Below are 14,999 nucleotides of genomic sequence, written 5' to 3'. Positions count from 1 at the left end.
CGGCCGCATCAGCGATCGATCACCGCCCCGCACCCCCCCCACACGGACGCGCTCGACCGGCCGATTCGCCGCCGCGCTCTTAGGCTCGAGTCATGTCCGAGGTGTTCGCTGCCCGCCGAGGGCGTCTGCGCGACAGATTCGCGGCCGCCGGAAGCGCCGCGGCGCTGGTGTCGCGGCCCGCCAATGTCCGGTATCTCGCGGGGGGCGCGCCTCCGGGCGCCGTGCTGCTACTCGGTCCCGACGGACCGGGTACCGACATGCTGGTGTGCCCCGACAAGCCCTCCGGGGATCCCGCGGAAGGCCGGCTCGACGAGGAGCTTCGGCAGACCGTGCTGTCGGGCGAGGGCGGCGACCCGGCGGTCGCCGCGGCCCGGGCCGCACAGGCGGCCGGGGCCGAGTCCCTCGCCGTCGAAGAGCACCATCTCACCGTGGCCCGCCACCGCGCCCTGTGTTCCGCGGACACCCGGTTGCGCCTGTGCGATCTGGGCGGCGCCGTCGAGCAGCAGCGGATGGTGAAGGACGAGGACGAGATCGCCTGCATCCGTATCGCCGCCGAGATCACCGACCAGGCTCTCGGCGAGCTCCTCGAATCCATCCTCGTCGGCCGCACCGAGCGCCATCTCGCGCTCGAACTGGAGCGGCGCCTCGTCGACCACGGTGCCGACGGCCCCGCGTTCCCCACCTCCGTGTCCACCGGCCCGAACGCCGGACTCGGCGGACACCGCCCTTCGGACCGCCGTGTCGAGGAGGGCGACTTCCTCTCCGTCTGCCTCGGCGCCAACTACCGTGGCTACCGCTGCGAGATCGGCCGCACCTTCGTCATCGGCACCACCCCGGCGGACTGGCAGATCGAGCTGTACGACCTGGTCTTCGCCGCTCAGCGAGCGGGACGCGAGGCCCTTGTACCCGGCGCCGAATACCGCGATGTGGACCGCGCCGCCCGCCAGGTCCTCAACGCCGCGGGCCACGGCGACGGCCTCCCACCCTGGACCGGGCACGGGGTCGGGCTCGAAATCGACGAAGACCCGCAGCTGGCACCTGCGGCCATGGGTAAACTGGACGCTTGTGTGCCGGTCACCGTCGAACCGGGAGTCCACCTCCCGGGCCGGGGCGGGGTCCGGATCGATGACACGCTCGTCGTGCGCCGGGAGGCGGACGGCGGACCCGAGCTACTCACCATCACGACCAAGGAGCTGCTCGCGCTCTAGCGCGAACCTTCGCACTCCTGGGTCGTCCACCAGCGTCAGTCCAGGAGAATCCGCAACCGTGGCCACCACGAACGACCTCAAGAACGGCATGGTGCTCAAGCTCGACAACGACCAGCTCTGGTCCGTCGTCGAGTTCCAGCACGTCAAGCCCGGCAAGGGCCCGGCCTTCGTGCGCACCAAGCTCAAGAACGTGCTGTCCGGCAAGATCGTCGACAAGACGTTCAACGCCGGCGTCAAGGTCGAGACGGCCACCGTCGACCGCCGCGACATGCAGTTCTCGTACATGGATGGCGACTACTTCGTCTTCATGGACATGCAGACCTATGACCAGCTGCACGTCACCCGCGCCGCCGTCGGCGACGCCGCCAACTTCCTGATCGAGGGCTTCACCGCCACCGTCGCGACGCACGAGGGCGAGGTGCTCTACGTCGAGCTCCCGGCCGCCGTCGAGCTGACCATCCAGGAGACCGAGCCCGGCGTCCAGGGCGACCGCTCCACCGGTGGCACCAAGCCCGCCACCCTGGAGACCGGCTACACCATCCAGGTCCCGCTCTTCATCACCACGGGCGAGAAGATCAAGGTCGACACGCGTTCCGGCGACTACCTCGGCCGGGTGAACAGCTAACCGTGGCTGCCCGGAACAAGGCCCGCAAGCGCGCCTTCCAGATCCTTTTCGAGGCCGACCAGCGCGGCGCCTCCGTGCAGACCGTCCTCGCCGACTGGATCCGGCACGCCCGGACCGACGACCGTCAGCCGCCGGTCGGTGAGTACACGATGGAGCTGGTCGAGGGGTACGCGAAGCACGTCGATCGCATCGACGAGCTCATCGCCACCTACGCGGTCGGCTGGACGCTCGACCGTATGCCGGTGGTCGACCGCAACATCCTGCGGCTCGGCGTGTACGAGCTGCTGTGGGTGGACGACACTCCGGACGCGGTCGTGATCGACGAAGCGGTCCAGCTCGCCAAGGAGTTCTCCACGGACGACTCCCCGTCCTTCGTGAACGGTCTCCTCGGCCGCATCAAGGACCTGAAGCCGAGCCTGCGCCGCGAGGCGTAGTCCTGGCGGGGCAAAGCCTTCGAAGGCCCGCAGTGCGCACACAGCGCTGCGGGCCTTCGGCATGGCTCCCCGGCCGCCGCGAGGCCTCGCGGCAGCGCGGGCTCCCCGGTCGCCCGGGATCACCCATGGGGTGGAAAACACGGCGCCGGGCCGGGGAGTAGCGCTTCCCCCGACCCGGCGGCACGTTTCTGCAAACCGGCGTCAGCCGGTGTCAGCCCTCCTCGTGGGCGACGGCGCGACGCGCGTCCGCGTCCAGCACACCCCAGCTGATCAGCTGCTCGGTCAGGACCGAAGGCGACTGGTCGTAGATCACGGCGAGCGTGCGCAGGTCGTCCTGGCGGATGGAGAGCACCTTGCCGTTGTAGTCGCCACGCTGGCTCTGGATCGTCGCCGCGTAACGCTGCAGCGGTCCGGCCTTCTCCGCGGGGACGTGGGCCAGGCGCTCCAGGTCGAGAACGAGCTTCGGCGGGGGCTCGGCGGCACCGCCGGGCGTGGTACCTGGGAGAAGCTCCTGCACCGGGACACCGTAGAAGTCGGCCAGCTCGGCCAGACGCTGGACCGTCACGGCGCGGTCCCCACGCTCGTAGGACCCGACGACGACGGCCTTCCAGCGGCCCTGGGACTTCTCCTCCACCCCGTGGAGCGAGAGCCCCTGCTGGGTGCGGATGGCGCGGAGCTTGGCCCCGAGCTGTTTTGCGTATTCGCTGGACATATAGCTCCCCGGACACTGAATCGACGTGCGGCTGAGCCGCGCGGCTGGTCACTCACTGTGAGGTTACGCAGCGTGATTTGGATGCGTCAAGCCGAACGGTTCGTACGACCCTCCCGTGGGGTGTGACCAGGGTCCGGGCCGGGCCCTGGTACGGTGGACGACGCACAATCCGACGTCCTTTAAGGTCCGTCCCGTGAGGCGGAGAAGGAGGTCCGTTTCGTATGGACGCACACACCTCCGATGTCGCGCGCCCCGTCCTTGAGGGCCCCGACATCGCGCGGGTACTGACCCGCATCGCCCACGAGATCGTCGAACGCGCCAGGGGCGCCGAAGACGTGGTGCTCCTCGGCATCCCGACGCGCGGGATCCATCTTGCACGCCGACTCGCCGACAAGCTCGCCGAGATCACCGGCCGCACGGTCCCGATCGGCTCTCTCGACATCACCATGTACCGCGATGACCTGCGGCTTCGTCCTGCGCGTGCCCTCGCGCGCACGGACATTCCCGCCGACGGCATCGACGGCCGTCTGGTCGTCCTCGTCGACGACGTGCTCTTCTCGGGCCGCACCATCCGCGCCGCGCTCGACGCGCTGGGCGACATCGGCCGGCCCCGGGCGGTCCAGCTCGCCGTCCTCGTCGACCGCGGCCACCGTGAACTGCCCATCCGCGCCGACTACGTCGGGAAGAACATCCCCACGTCGCTGCGGGAGACGGTCAAGGTCCAGCTCGCCGAGGAGGACGGTCGCGACACCGTGCTGCTCGGCGTCCGCGAGACCGCCCCGGCCGGCGAGCAGTAGCGCCCCCGTAAGGCCCCCGGAAAGCCCTGCGGCCACGGCCCCCGCGGTCACGGCCACACGGCCCGGACCGGCCCACGGGCCCGTGCCTGCGCGCCCGAATGCCCCGCACACCGCCACTCACCGGAGCACACCCAGATGAAGCGTCACCTCATCTCGGCCGCCGACCTCACCCGTGACGACGCCGTCCTGATCCTCGACACCGCCGAGGAGATGGCCCGGGTCGCCGACCGGCCGATCAAGAAGCTGCCCACCCTGCGCGGACGTACCGTCGTCAACCTCTTCTTCGAGGACTCGACGCGGACCCGGATCTCCTTCGAGGCCGCGGCCAAGCGCCTCTCGGCGGACGTCATCAACTTCTCCGCCAAGGGTTCCTCGGTCTCCAAGGGCGAGTCCCTGAAGGACACCGCGCTCACCCTCGAGGCGATGGGCGCCGACGCCGTCGTCATCCGCCACCACGCCTCCGGAGCCCCCTACCGGCTCGCGAACTCGGGCTGGATCGACGGCGCCGTCGTCAACGCGGGCGACGGTACGCACGAGCACCCCACCCAGGCCCTGCTCGACGCCTTCACCCTGCGACGGCGCCTCGTGGGCCGCGACGCCGGCATTGGAGCCGGTCTGGACGGCCGCCGCGTCACGATCGTCGGCGACGTCCTGCACAGCCGCGTGGCCCGCTCCAACGTCCATCTGCTCCACACCCTCGGCGCCGAGGTCACCCTGGTGGCACCGCCCACCCTGGTGCCGGTCGGTGTCGGGACCTGGCCGTGCGAGGTCTCCTACGACCTCGACGCCGTGCTCCCGAAGTCCGACGCCGTGATGATGCTGAGGGTGCAGCGCGAGCGGATGAACGCGGCGTTCTTCCCGACCGAGCGCGAGTACTCCCGCCGCTACGGCCTCGACGGCGACCGCATGGCCCGGATGCCCGAGCACGCCGTCGTCATGCACCCCGGCCCGATGAACCGCGGCATGGAGATCACCGCCGAGGTCGCCGACTCCGACCGCTGCACCGCCGTCGAGCAGGTCGCCAACGGTGTGTCCATCCGGATGGCCGTCCTGTACCTGCTGCTCGGCGGCTCCGAGCCCGCCGCGCCCGCCACCCACGCCCGCACCGAGGAGACGAAGTAACCATGAGCAAGATCCTTATCCGCGGCGCGAAGGTACTGGGCGGCGAGGCACAGGACGTCCTGATCGACGGCGAGAACATCGCCGCCACCGCACGTCAGGGCGAAATCGACCCGAGCGGCGCGGGCCCGGACGGCACCACCGTCGTCGAGGCCGAGGGAAAGATCCTGATGCCCGGTCTGGTCGATCTGCACACGCATCTGCGCGAGCCCGGCCGTGAGGACTCCGAGACCGTCCTCACCGGCACCCGCGCGGCCGCGAGCGGCGGCTACACGGCCGTGTTCGCCATGGCCAACACCTTCCCCGTCGCCGACACCGCCGGTGTCGTCGAGCAGGTCTGGCGGCTCGGCAGGGAGCACGGCTACTGCGACGTCCAGCCCATCGGCGCCGTCACCGTCGGCCTCGAGGGCAAGAAGCTCGCCGAGCTGGGCGCGATGCACGACTCCGCCGCCGGTGTCACCGTGTTCTCCGACGACGGCAAGTGCGTCGACGACGCCGTGATCATGCGCCGCGCACTGGAGTACGTGAAGGCCTTCGGTGGTGTCATCGCCCAGCACGCGCAGGAGCCGCGGCTGACCGAGGGCGCCCAGATGAACGAGGGCATCGTCTCCGCCGAGCTGGGCCTCGGCGGCTGGCCCGCCGTGGCCGAGGAGTCGATCATCGCCCGCGACGTGCTGCTCGCCGAGCACGTCGGCTCCCGCGTCCACATCTGCCATCTGTCGACCGCCGGCTCGGTCGAGATCGTCCGCTGGGCCAAGTCCCGCGGGATCGACGTCACCGCCGAGGTCACCCCGCACCATCTGCTCCTCACCGACGAGCTGGTGCGTACGTACAACCCGATCTACAAGGTCAACCCGCCGCTGCGCACCGAACGGGACGTCATGGCGCTGCGCGAGGCCCTGGCCGACGGCACGATCGACATCGTCGCGACCGACCACGCCCCGCACCCGCACGAGGACAAGGACTGCGAGTGGGCCGCGGCCGCGATGGGCATGGTCGGTCTGGAGACCGCCCTGTCCGTCGTCCAGCGGACGATGGTCGAGACCGGCCTGCTGACCTGGGAGGGCGTCGCCGAGCGGATGTCCTTCGCACCCGCCCGGATCGGACGCGCCGACGGCCACGGCCGTCCCGTCTCGGCAGGTGAGCCCGCCAACCTCGCGCTGGTCGATCCGGCATACCGTGGAACCGTGGACCCCGCGGGCTTCGCCTCCCGCAGCCGCAACACCCCCTACGAGGGTCTCGAGCTGCCGGGGCGCGTCACCCACACCTTCCTGCGGGGCCGGGCGACGCTCATGGACGGGAAGCTGGCGTGACACCTGCACTGATCAACCTGGCAGCCGAAGCGGTCGAGGAGAAGTCCGCGGAGGTGACCGACTGGGCCGCCCGTCTCGGCTGGGTGGCCGGACTGCTCCTCTTCGTCGCCCTCGTCTACTGGCTGATGCGCCAGGGCTGGAAGTGGCGCGGTGAACTCCAGTCGGGTCTGCCCGAGCTGCCCACCGCGCCCGAGACCCCCGACCCCGCGAAACTGGCGCTCAGCGGCCGCTACCACGGCTCGACGACAGCGGGCCAGTGGCTCGACCGGATCGTGGCGCGCGGCCTTGGCACCCGCAGCCGGGTCGACATGACCCTCACGGACGCCGGCGTCACCGTCGTACGTCCGGGGGCCACCGACTTCTTCATCCCCGCCGGGGCCCTGCGAGGGGCCCGCCTCGACAAGGGCATCGCCGGCAAGGTGCTCGCCGATGGCGGACTGCTGGTCGTCACCTGGGAGCACGGCGGCACGCAGATCGACTCCGGTTTCCGCTCCGACCGCGCGGCCGAGCACGGCGCGTGGGTCGACGCCATCACCTCCATGAACACGACAGAAACGACGGAAGGCGCCGCACGATGACGACCTCCACCAGGGGAACCCGTGTTCCCGCCGTACTCGTCCTGGAGGACGGCCGCACGTTCCGCGGCCGTGCCTACGGGGCCGTGGGGGTGACCTTCGGCGAGGCCGTGTTCTCCACCGGTATGACCGGCTACCAGGAGACCCTCACCGATCCGTCCTACCACCGCCAGGTCGTCGTGATGACCGCCCCGCACGTCGGAAACACCGGCGTCAACGACGAGGACCCCGAGTCATCCCGCATCTGGGTGTCCGGATACGTCGTCCGCGACCCCGCCCGCGTCCCCTCCAACTGGCGCTCCCGGCGCTCCCTGGACGAGGAGCTGGCCCGTCAGGGCGTCGTCGGCATCAGCGGTATCGACACCCGCGCCCTCACCCGCCACCTCCGTGAGCGCGGGGCGATGCGCGTCGGGATCTTCTCCGGCAACGCGCTGCCCGACGAGGGCACGATGCTCGCCGAGGTCCGCCAGGCCCCCGAGATGAAGGGCGCGGACCTGTCGGCGGAGGTCGCCACCAAGGAGGCGTACGTCGTCCCCGCGATCGGTGAGAAGAAGTTCACCGTCGCGGCCGTCGACCTCGGCATCAAGGGCATGACCCCGCACCGCATGGCCGAGCGCGGCATCGAGGTGCACGTCCTGCCCGCCACCGCCACGGCCGAGGACGTGTACGCGGTCGGCCCCGACGGGGTGTTCTTCTCCAACGGCCCCGGCGACCCGGCGACCGCCGACCACGCCGTCGCGGTCATGCGGGCCGTACTGGAGCGCAGGACGCCGCTGTTCGGCATCTGCTTCGGCAACCAGATCCTCGGCCGGGCGCTCGGCTTCGGCACGTACAAGCTCAAGTACGGCCACCGCGGCATCAACCAGCCCGTGCAGGACCGTACGACCGGCAAGGTCGAGGTCACCGCGCACAACCACGGATTCGCCGTCGACGCCCCGCTCGACCGGGTCTCCGAAACCCCCTTCGGCCGTGCCGAGGTCTCCCACGTCTGCCTCAACGACGATGTGGTGGAGGGCCTCCAGCTGCTCGACCAGCCGGCCTTCAGCGTCCAGTACCACCCTGAAGCCGCCGCAGGCCCGCACGACGCCGCGTACCTGTTCGACCGCTTCGTCTCCCTGATGGAGGGCCAGCGTGCCTAAGCGCACCGATATCCAGTCCGTCCTGGTCATCGGCTCCGGCCCGATCGTCATCGGCCAGGCCGCCGAGTTCGACTACTCCGGCACCCAGGCCTGCCGGGTCCTCAAGTCGGAGGGCCTGCGGGTCATCCTGGTGAACTCCAACCCGGCGACGATCATGACCGACCCGGAGATCGCCGACGCCACCTACGTCGAGCCGATCACCCCGGGGTTCGTCGAGAAGATCATCGCCAAGGAGCGCCCCGACGCGCTCCTGCCCACCCTCGGCGGCCAGACCGCGCTGAACACCGCGATCTCCCTGCACGAGGCCGGGACGCTGGAGAAGTACGGTGTCGAGCTCATCGGCGCCAATGTCGAGGCCATCAACAAGGGCGAGGACCGCGACCTGTTCAAGGAGGTCGTCGAGGCCGTCAACCGCAAGATCGGCCACGGCGAGTCCGCCCGCTCGGTCATCTGCCACTCCATGGACGACGTCCTCAAGGGCGTCGAGACCCTCGGCGGCTACCCCGTGGTCGTCCGCCCCTCCTTCACCATGGGCGGCGCGGGCTCCGGCTTCGCGCACGACGAGGACGAGCTGCGCCGTATCGCGGGCCAGGGCCTCACCCTTTCCCCGACCACCGAGGTGCTCCTCGAGGAGTCCATCCTCGGCTGGAAGGAGTACGAGCTGGAGTTGATGCGCGACAAGAACGACAACGTCGTGGTCGTCTGCTCCATCGAGAACTTCGACCCGATGGGCGTGCACACCGGTGACTCGATCACCGTCGCCCCTGCGATGACCCTGACCGACCGCGAGTACCAGATCCTGCGGGACATCGGCATCGCCGTGATCCGCGAGGTCGGCGTCGACACCGGCGGCTGCAACATCCAGTTCGCGATCGACCCCGAGGACGGCCGGGTCATCGTCATCGAGATGAACCCCCGTGTCTCCCGGTCCTCCGCGCTGGCGTCCAAGGCCACCGGTTTCCCGATCGCCAAGATCGCTGCCCGGCTTGCCGTCGGCTACACGCTGGACGAGATCCCCAACGACATCACCGAGCAGACCCCGGCCTCCTTCGAGCCGACGCTCGACTACGTGGTGGTCAAGGCACCGCGCTTCGCCTTCGAGAAGTTCCCCTCGGCCGACAGCACCCTCACCACCACCATGAAGTCGGTGGGCGAGGCCATGGCCATCGGCCGCAACTTCACCGAGGCCCTGCAGAAGGCCCTGCGCTCCCTGGAGAAGAAGGGCTCGCAGTTCGACTTCACGGGGCCCACCGGCGACAAGGCCGAGCTGCTGCGCGAGTCGGCCCGTCCCACCGACGGCCGGATCAACACCGTCATGCAGGCGATCCGCGCCGGTGCCACCCCCGAGGAGGTCTTCGAGGCGTCGAAGATCGATCCCTGGTTCGTGGACCAGCTGTTCCTCATCAAGGAGATCGCGGACGAGCTGGCCGCTGCCGCCAAGCTCGACCCCGAGCTGCTCGGCGAGGCCAAGCGGCACGGCTTCTCCGACGCCCAGATCGCCGGCATCCGCGGCCTGCGTGAGGACGTCGTCCGCGAGGTGCGGCACGCCCTCGGCATCCGCCCCGTCTACAAGACGGTCGACACCTGCGCCGCCGAATTCGCCGCGAAGACCCCGTACTTCTACTCCTCCTACGACGAGGAGACCGAGGTCGCGCCGCGCGAGAAGCCCGCCGTGATCATCCTCGGCTCCGGCCCGAACCGCATCGGCCAGGGCATCGAGTTCGACTACTCCTGCGTCCACGCCTCCTTCGCACTCAGCGACGCCGGCTACGAGACCGTGATGGTCAACTGCAACCCGGAGACCGTCTCCACCGACTACGACACCTCCGACCGGCTCTACTTCGAGCCGCTCACCCTGGAGGACGTGCTGGAGATCGTCCACGCCGAGTCGCAGGCGGGCCCGATCGCCGGTGTCGTCGTCCAGCTCGGCGGCCAGACCCCGCTGGGTCTGTCGCAGGCGCTGAAGGACAACGGCGTCCCGGTCGTGGGCACCTCGCCCGAGGCGATCCACGCCGCCGAGGACCGCGGCGCCTTCGGCCGTGTCCTCGCCGAGGCCGGACTGCCCGCCCCCAAGCACGGCACCGCGACCACCTTCACCGAGGCCAAGGCCATCGCCGACGAGATCGGCTACCCGGTGCTCGTGCGCCCGTCGTACGTGCTCGGCGGCCGCGGCATGGAGATCGTCTACGACGAGAACCGCCTCGAGGCGTACATCTCCGAGTCCACCGAGATCGGCCCGGACCGCCCGGTGCTGGTCGACCGCTTCCTCGACGACGCGATCGAGATCGACGTCGACGCCCTCTACGACGGCACCGAGCTCTACCTCGGCGGCGTCATGGAGCACATCGAGGAGGCCGGAATCCACTCCGGCGACTCCGCCTGCGCGCTGCCCCCGATCACCCTCGGCGGCTTCGACATCAAGCGCCTGCGGGCCTCGACCGAGGCGATCGCCAAGGGCGTCGGCGTCCGCGGCCTGATCAACATCCAGTTCGCGATGGCCGGCGACATCCTGTACGTGCTGGAAGCCAACCCGCGTGCCTCCAGGACCGTGCCCTTCACCTCCAAGGCGACCGCCGTGCCGCTCGCCAAGGCGGCAGCACGCATCTCGCTCGGGGCGACCATCGCCGAACTGCGGGCGGAGGGTCTGCTCCCGGCCGAGGGAGACGGCGGCACGCTGCCGATGGACGCCCCGATCTCCGTCAAGGAGGCCGTGATGCCGTGGAGCCGCTTCCGCGACATCCACGGGCGTGGCGTCGACACCATCCTCGGCCCGGAGATGCGTTCCACCGGCGAGGTCATGGGCATCGACTCGGTCTTCGGCACGGCCTACGCGAAGTCGCAGGCCGGTGCGTACGGCCCGCTGCCCACCAAGGGCCGCGCCTTCATCTCCGTCGCCAACCGCGACAAGCGCTCGATGATCTTCCCGGCGCGCGAGCTGGTGGCGCACGGCTTCGAGCTGCTCGCCACGTCCGGCACGGCCGAGGTCCTCAAGCGCAACGGCATCAACGCCACCATCGTGCGCAAGCAGTCCGAGGGCGAGGGCCCGGCGGGCGAGAAGACGATCGTGCAGCTGATCCACGACGGCGACGTCGACCTGATCGTCAACACCCCTTACGGCACCGGCGGCCGCCTCGACGGCTATGACATCCGCACGGCGGCCGTGGCCCGCGGAGTCCCGTGCCTGACGACGGTCCAGGCGCTCGCCGCCGCCGTCCAGGGCATCGACGCCCTCAACCACGGAGGCGTGGGCGTCCGCTCACTCCAGGAACACGCGGAACACCTGACCGCGGCCCGCGACTAGAGGGGTGTCTTTTGGATCAGGGCACGTGAGCCCGGCAAGATCCGAAAGACAGGCCCCCTAGCAGCCCACGAGGGGGACACCGGCAACGGTGTCCCCCTCTTCATGAAGACGCATGTCTTCGTGCGGACACACAGGACACCACTGAGATGTACGAATTCTTCTTCCACCTGGTCTTCAAGCGGATGGACCCGGAGGACGCCCACCACATGGCGGTCCGCTGGATCCGCATCGCGGCCCGCGTCCCCGTCCTGCGGACCTTCGTCGCCGCCGCGCTGGCGCCCCGCTACAAGGAGCTGCGCACCGAGGCCCTGGGCCTGCGTATGCACGGCCCGTTCGGTCTCGCCGCCGGCTTCGACAAGAACGCCATCGCCATCGACGGCATGAGCATGCTCGGCTTCGACCATGTCGAGATCGGCACGGTCACCGCGCAGCCGCAGCCCGGGAACCCCAGGAAGCGCCTCTTCCGGCTGGTCCCCGACCGTGCGCTGATCAACCGCATGGGCTTCAACAACGAGGGCTCGGCCGCGGTCGCCGCCCGCCTCGCGGCCCGTCGCGCGGTCTTCAGGACCGTGGTCGGCGTCAACATCGGCAAGACCAAGGTCGTGCCCGAGGCGGAGGCCGTCGCCGACTATGTGACCTCGACCGAGCGGCTGGCCGCCCACGCCGACTACCTCGTCGTCAACGTCAGCTCGCCCAACACCCCCGGCCTGCGCAACCTCCAGGCCACCGAGTCCCTGCGCCCCCTCCTCACCGCCGTCCGCGAGGCCGCCGACCGCACCGTCACCGGCCGCCGGGTGCCGCTGCTGGTCAAGATCGCCCCGGATCTGGCCGACGAGGACGTCGACGCCGTCGCCGACCTCGCGGTCGAACTCGGTCTCGACGGCATCATCGCCACCAACACCACCATCGCCCGCGACGGCCTCGGCCTGAAATCCGGCCCCCAGTTGGTGAAGGAGACCGGCGGGCTGTCCGGCGCCCCCGTCAAGGAGCGCTCCCTGGCGGTCCTGCGCCGCCTGTACGCCCGTGTGGGCGACCGGATCACCCTCGTCGGCGTCGGGGGCATCGAGAACGCCGAGGACGCCTGGCAGCGCATCCTGGCCGGTGCCACGCTCGTCCAGGGGTACAGCGCCTTCATCTACGAGGGCCCGTTCTACGCCCGCGCGATCCACAAGGGCCTGGCCGCCCGCCTGGCCGCAAGCCCGTACGCCACCCTCGCCGAGGCCGTCGGCGCCGAGACCCGAAAGGCAACGACCGCATGAGCCCCCAGGAAGCCTTCGGCGCCCGGCTGCGCCGTGCCATGGACACCCGCGGCCCGCTGTGCGTCGGCATCGACCCGCACGCCTCCCTGCTCACCGCTTGGGGCCTGAACGACGACGTGGCCGGTCTTGAGCGGTTCACCCGCACCGTCGTCGAGGCGCTCGCCGACCGGGTCGCGGTACTGAAGCCGCAGTCGGCGTTCTTCGAGCGCTTCGGCTCCCGCGGCGTCGCCGTCCTGGAGAAGGCCGTCGAGGAGGCCCGTGCCGCGGGCGCCCTGGTGCTGATGGACGCCAAGCGCGGTGACATCGGATCGACGATGGCCGCGTACGCCGAGACCTATCTGCGCAAGGACTCACCGCTGTTCTCCGACGCCGTGACGGTCTCGCCGTACCTCGGCTTCGGCTCGCTGCGTCCGGCGCTCGACCTGGCGCGGGAGAGCGGCGCGGGAGTGTTCGTGCTGGCCCTCACGTCCAATCCGGAGGGCGCCGAGGTCCAGCGGGCGACGGCGGCGGGAGGCGTCTCGCTGGCCCAGCTGATGCTGAACCACATGGCCGACGAGAACGCGGGCGCCCGGCCGATGGGGTCCGTCGGCGCGGTCGTCGGAGCCACGCTCGGGCAGGCCGGTGCCGATCTCGACATCAACGGCCCGCTGCTCGCCCCGGGGATCGGTGCCCAGGGTGCCACCCCGGCCGATCTGCCGGCCGTCTTCGGCACCCAGGTCCGCAACGTCGTCCCGAGTGTGAGCCGTGGAATCCTGCGGAACGGTCCGGACGCCGCCGCGCTGCGGGAATCGGCCGCCCGCTTCACGGACGAGGTACGGGCAGCCGTCGCCGGGGCCCAGTAGGAGGTCCTGTCCGCCCGGACAGGACCTCGCGCCCTTCGTCTGGATCTTGCCGGGCAGGAGTGCACCTGCCCCGGTCTCGCGCGTCCGGATCATGCCGGGTGCGCCTGCCCCGCCCCCGGTCTCGCCCTCCGTATCGGCGCCACCTGCACGTTTCACTGACGGTTTCTTGACAGAAACCGGGTTGATATGTCTGGAATGTCCTGGTCGGCCGATGCTGACCAGGACTTTTCCGCTGTTCTCGCTGACGGGAGCGGTTCAGGCCGCTAGTCTCCGTCGAGAGTCAGTGATGCAACGCGGCGACTGCGTTGCTCGTTGCTCGCCTGGTGTGGGGCCAATAGGTTCCTCACCGGTCCGTATCCGACAGTTCGACATCCGAGGTGACGTAGGCGTGGCTCTTCCGCCCCTTACCCCTGAACAGCGCGCAGCCGCGCTCGAAAAGGCCGCCGCGGCTCGCCGGGAGCGGGCCGAGGTCAAGAATCGACTCAAGCACTCCGGCGCCTCTCTCCACGAGGTCATCAAGCAGGGCCAGGAGAACGACGTCATCGGCAAGATGAAGGTCTCCGCCCTGCTCGAGTCCCTCCCCGGCGTCGGCAAGGTCCGCGCCAAGCAGATCATGGAGCGGCTCGGCATCTCCGAGAGCCGTCGCGTCCGGGGTCTCGGCTCCAACCAGATCGCCTCTCTCGAGCGCGAGTTCGGCGGCGGCGCCGCCTGACGTTCCCGGGCACCCCCGAGAACCTGGATAATCGCTGCATGGCAGCAGAGGTACGTCCGCGGCTGACCGTGCTCTCCGGCCCCTCCGGGGTCGGCAAGAGCACGGTCGTCGCCCATATGCGCAAGGTCCACCCCGAGGTCTGGCTCTCGGTGTCGGCCACCACCCGGAAGCCGCGCCCCGGCGAGCGTCACGGCGTTCAGTACTACTTCGTCACCGACGACGAGTTCGACAAGCTGATCGCCAACGGTGAGCTGCTGGAATGGGCGGAATTCGCGGGCAATCGCTATGGCACCCCGCGCAAGGCCGTCCAGGAGCGCCTCGAGTCCGGCGAGCCGGTGCTGCTGGAGATCGATCTTCAGGGCGCCCGCCAGGTGAAGGACTCGATGCCGGACTCGCAGCTGGTCTTCCTGGCCCCACCGAGCTGGGACGAGCTGGTGCGCCGGCTCACCGGCCGGGGCACCGAGGCTCCCGATGTCATCGAGCGCCGTCTCGATGCCGCCAAGGTGGAGCTGGCCGCCGAGTCCGAATTCGACACCACCCTGGTCAATACCTCCGTCGAGGACGTGGCTCGTGAGCTGCTAGCCTTGATGGAAGTCGTTTGATCTTTGTTTGATTTCCCTGAAGTTTCTTCGGAAGGCTAGAGCGTGTCCTCTTCCATCACCGCGCCCGAGGGCATCATCAACCCGCCGATCGACGAGCTGCTCGAGGCCACCGACTCGAAGTACAGCCTCGTGATCTACGCGGCCAAGCGCGCTCGTCAGATCAACGCGTACTACTCGCAGCTCGGCGAGGGCCTGCTCGAGTACGTCGGTCCGCTCGTGGACACCCACGTCCACGAGAAGCCGCTCTCGATCGCCCTGCGCGAGATCAACGCGGGTCTGCTGACCTCCGAGGCCATCGAGGGCCCGGTGCAGTAGGCGCACTTTTCGTTACGTCCCAGGCCCGGGCCGGGCACTTCCCACC

Annotated in this window: 15 protein-coding genes; 14 read left to right on the top strand and 1 reads right to left on the bottom strand. The window is 69.9% G+C overall.

The features are described from left to right. The first annotated feature begins 92 nt into the window (after window positions 1–92). From ACTWOL_RS06170 to nusB, 3 genes are read left to right on the top strand one after another with little or no spacing between them, the layout of a single operon-like run. The gene (locus tag ACTWOL_RS06170; RefSeq protein ID WP_474295139.1) at window positions 93–1,208 is read left to right on the top strand and encodes a M24 family metallopeptidase; all 1,116 of its coding nucleotides are present in this window, start codon (window positions 93–95) and stop codon (window positions 1,206–1,208) included. Between the two features lie 58 nt (window positions 1,209–1,266). After that, the gene (gene efp / locus ACTWOL_RS06165; RefSeq protein WP_474295137.1) at window positions 1,267–1,833 is read left to right on the top strand and encodes an elongation factor P; all 567 of its coding nucleotides are present in this window, start codon (window positions 1,267–1,269) and stop codon (window positions 1,831–1,833) included. 2 nt (window positions 1,834–1,835) lie between these two features. Continuing rightward, window positions 1,836–2,267 (top strand): transcription antitermination factor NusB, encoded by a 432-nt coding sequence (gene nusB / locus ACTWOL_RS06160; RefSeq protein WP_474295135.1) that lies wholly within the window; start codon window positions 1,836–1,838, stop codon window positions 2,265–2,267. Between the two features lie 211 nt (window positions 2,268–2,478). On the opposite strand, the gene bldD is transcribed toward nusB, so the two are convergent. Then, on the bottom strand, window positions 2,479–2,979 hold the full coding sequence (gene bldD / locus ACTWOL_RS06155; protein ID WP_017945577.1) for a transcriptional regulator BldD: 501 nt from the start codon (window positions 2,977–2,979) through the stop codon (window positions 2,479–2,481). A 221-nt stretch (window positions 2,980–3,200) separates the two neighbouring features. Here bldD and pyrR point away from each other — a divergent pair, with 221 nt between their 5' ends. From pyrR to rpoZ, 11 genes are all read left to right on the top strand, one after another. Further along, window positions 3,201–3,776 carry a bifunctional pyr operon transcriptional regulator/uracil phosphoribosyltransferase PyrR gene (gene pyrR / locus ACTWOL_RS06150; protein ID WP_474295132.1) on the top strand — a complete coding sequence of 192 codons (576 nt, stop codon included), beginning with the start codon at window positions 3,201–3,203 and terminating at the stop codon, window positions 3,774–3,776. A gap of 135 nt (window positions 3,777–3,911) precedes the next feature. Beyond that, window positions 3,912–4,898 (top strand): aspartate carbamoyltransferase catalytic subunit, encoded by a 987-nt coding sequence (locus tag ACTWOL_RS06145; RefSeq protein ID WP_474295130.1) that lies wholly within the window; start codon window positions 3,912–3,914, stop codon window positions 4,896–4,898. Window positions 4,899–4,900: 2 nt separating this feature from the next. Continuing rightward, window positions 4,901–6,208 carry a dihydroorotase gene (locus tag ACTWOL_RS06140; protein ID WP_474295128.1) on the top strand — a complete coding sequence of 436 codons (1,308 nt, stop codon included), beginning with the start codon at window positions 4,901–4,903 and terminating at the stop codon, window positions 6,206–6,208. Continuing rightward, window positions 6,205–6,786 carry a PH-like domain-containing protein gene (locus ACTWOL_RS06135; RefSeq protein WP_474295126.1) on the top strand — a complete coding sequence of 194 codons (582 nt, stop codon included), beginning with the start codon at window positions 6,205–6,207 and terminating at the stop codon, window positions 6,784–6,786. Before ACTWOL_RS06140 ends, ACTWOL_RS06135 begins: the two co-directional genes overlap by 4 nt. After that, window positions 6,783–7,922 carry a glutamine-hydrolyzing carbamoyl-phosphate synthase small subunit gene (gene carA, locus ACTWOL_RS06130; RefSeq protein WP_474295124.1) on the top strand — a complete coding sequence of 380 codons (1,140 nt, stop codon included), beginning with the start codon at window positions 6,783–6,785 and terminating at the stop codon, window positions 7,920–7,922. Before ACTWOL_RS06135 ends, carA begins: the two co-directional genes overlap by 4 nt. Continuing rightward, a complete protein-coding gene (gene carB, locus ACTWOL_RS06125) occupies window positions 7,915–11,223 on the top strand; it encodes a carbamoyl-phosphate synthase large subunit (RefSeq protein WP_474295122.1) in 3,309 nt (1,102 codons plus the stop codon). Before carA ends, carB begins: the two co-directional genes overlap by 8 nt. Window positions 11,224–11,369: 146 nt before the next feature. Continuing rightward, the gene (locus ACTWOL_RS06120) at window positions 11,370–12,482 is read left to right on the top strand and encodes a quinone-dependent dihydroorotate dehydrogenase (protein WP_474295120.1); all 1,113 of its coding nucleotides are present in this window, start codon (window positions 11,370–11,372) and stop codon (window positions 12,480–12,482) included. Further along, the gene (gene pyrF / locus ACTWOL_RS06115; RefSeq protein WP_474295118.1) at window positions 12,479–13,324 is read left to right on the top strand and encodes an orotidine-5'-phosphate decarboxylase; all 846 of its coding nucleotides are present in this window, start codon (window positions 12,479–12,481) and stop codon (window positions 13,322–13,324) included. The genes ACTWOL_RS06120 and pyrF overlap by 4 nt, the downstream gene beginning before the upstream one ends. 388 nt (window positions 13,325–13,712) lie before the next feature. Continuing rightward, entirely contained in the window at window positions 13,713–14,036 is a 324-nt protein-coding gene (locus ACTWOL_RS06110; protein ID WP_005319887.1) for an integration host factor, read from the top strand. Window positions 14,037–14,074: 38 nt separating this feature from the next. Continuing rightward, window positions 14,075–14,638, top strand: a complete 564-nt coding sequence (gene gmk, locus ACTWOL_RS06105) for a guanylate kinase (RefSeq protein ID WP_474295116.1) — start codon at window positions 14,075–14,077, stop codon at window positions 14,636–14,638. Window positions 14,639–14,680: 42 nt separating this feature from the next. Beyond that, a complete protein-coding gene (gene rpoZ, locus ACTWOL_RS06100) occupies window positions 14,681–14,953 on the top strand; it encodes a DNA-directed RNA polymerase subunit omega (protein WP_030810584.1) in 273 nt (90 codons plus the stop codon). The last annotated feature ends 46 nt before the right edge of the window (window positions 14,954–14,999 follow it).

This window comes from Micromonospora sp. IBHARD003 (assembly GCF_056106285.1).
The sequence above is the reverse complement of the archived record's forward strand: the minus strand, read 5'-3'. Positions and strand labels throughout refer to the sequence as shown.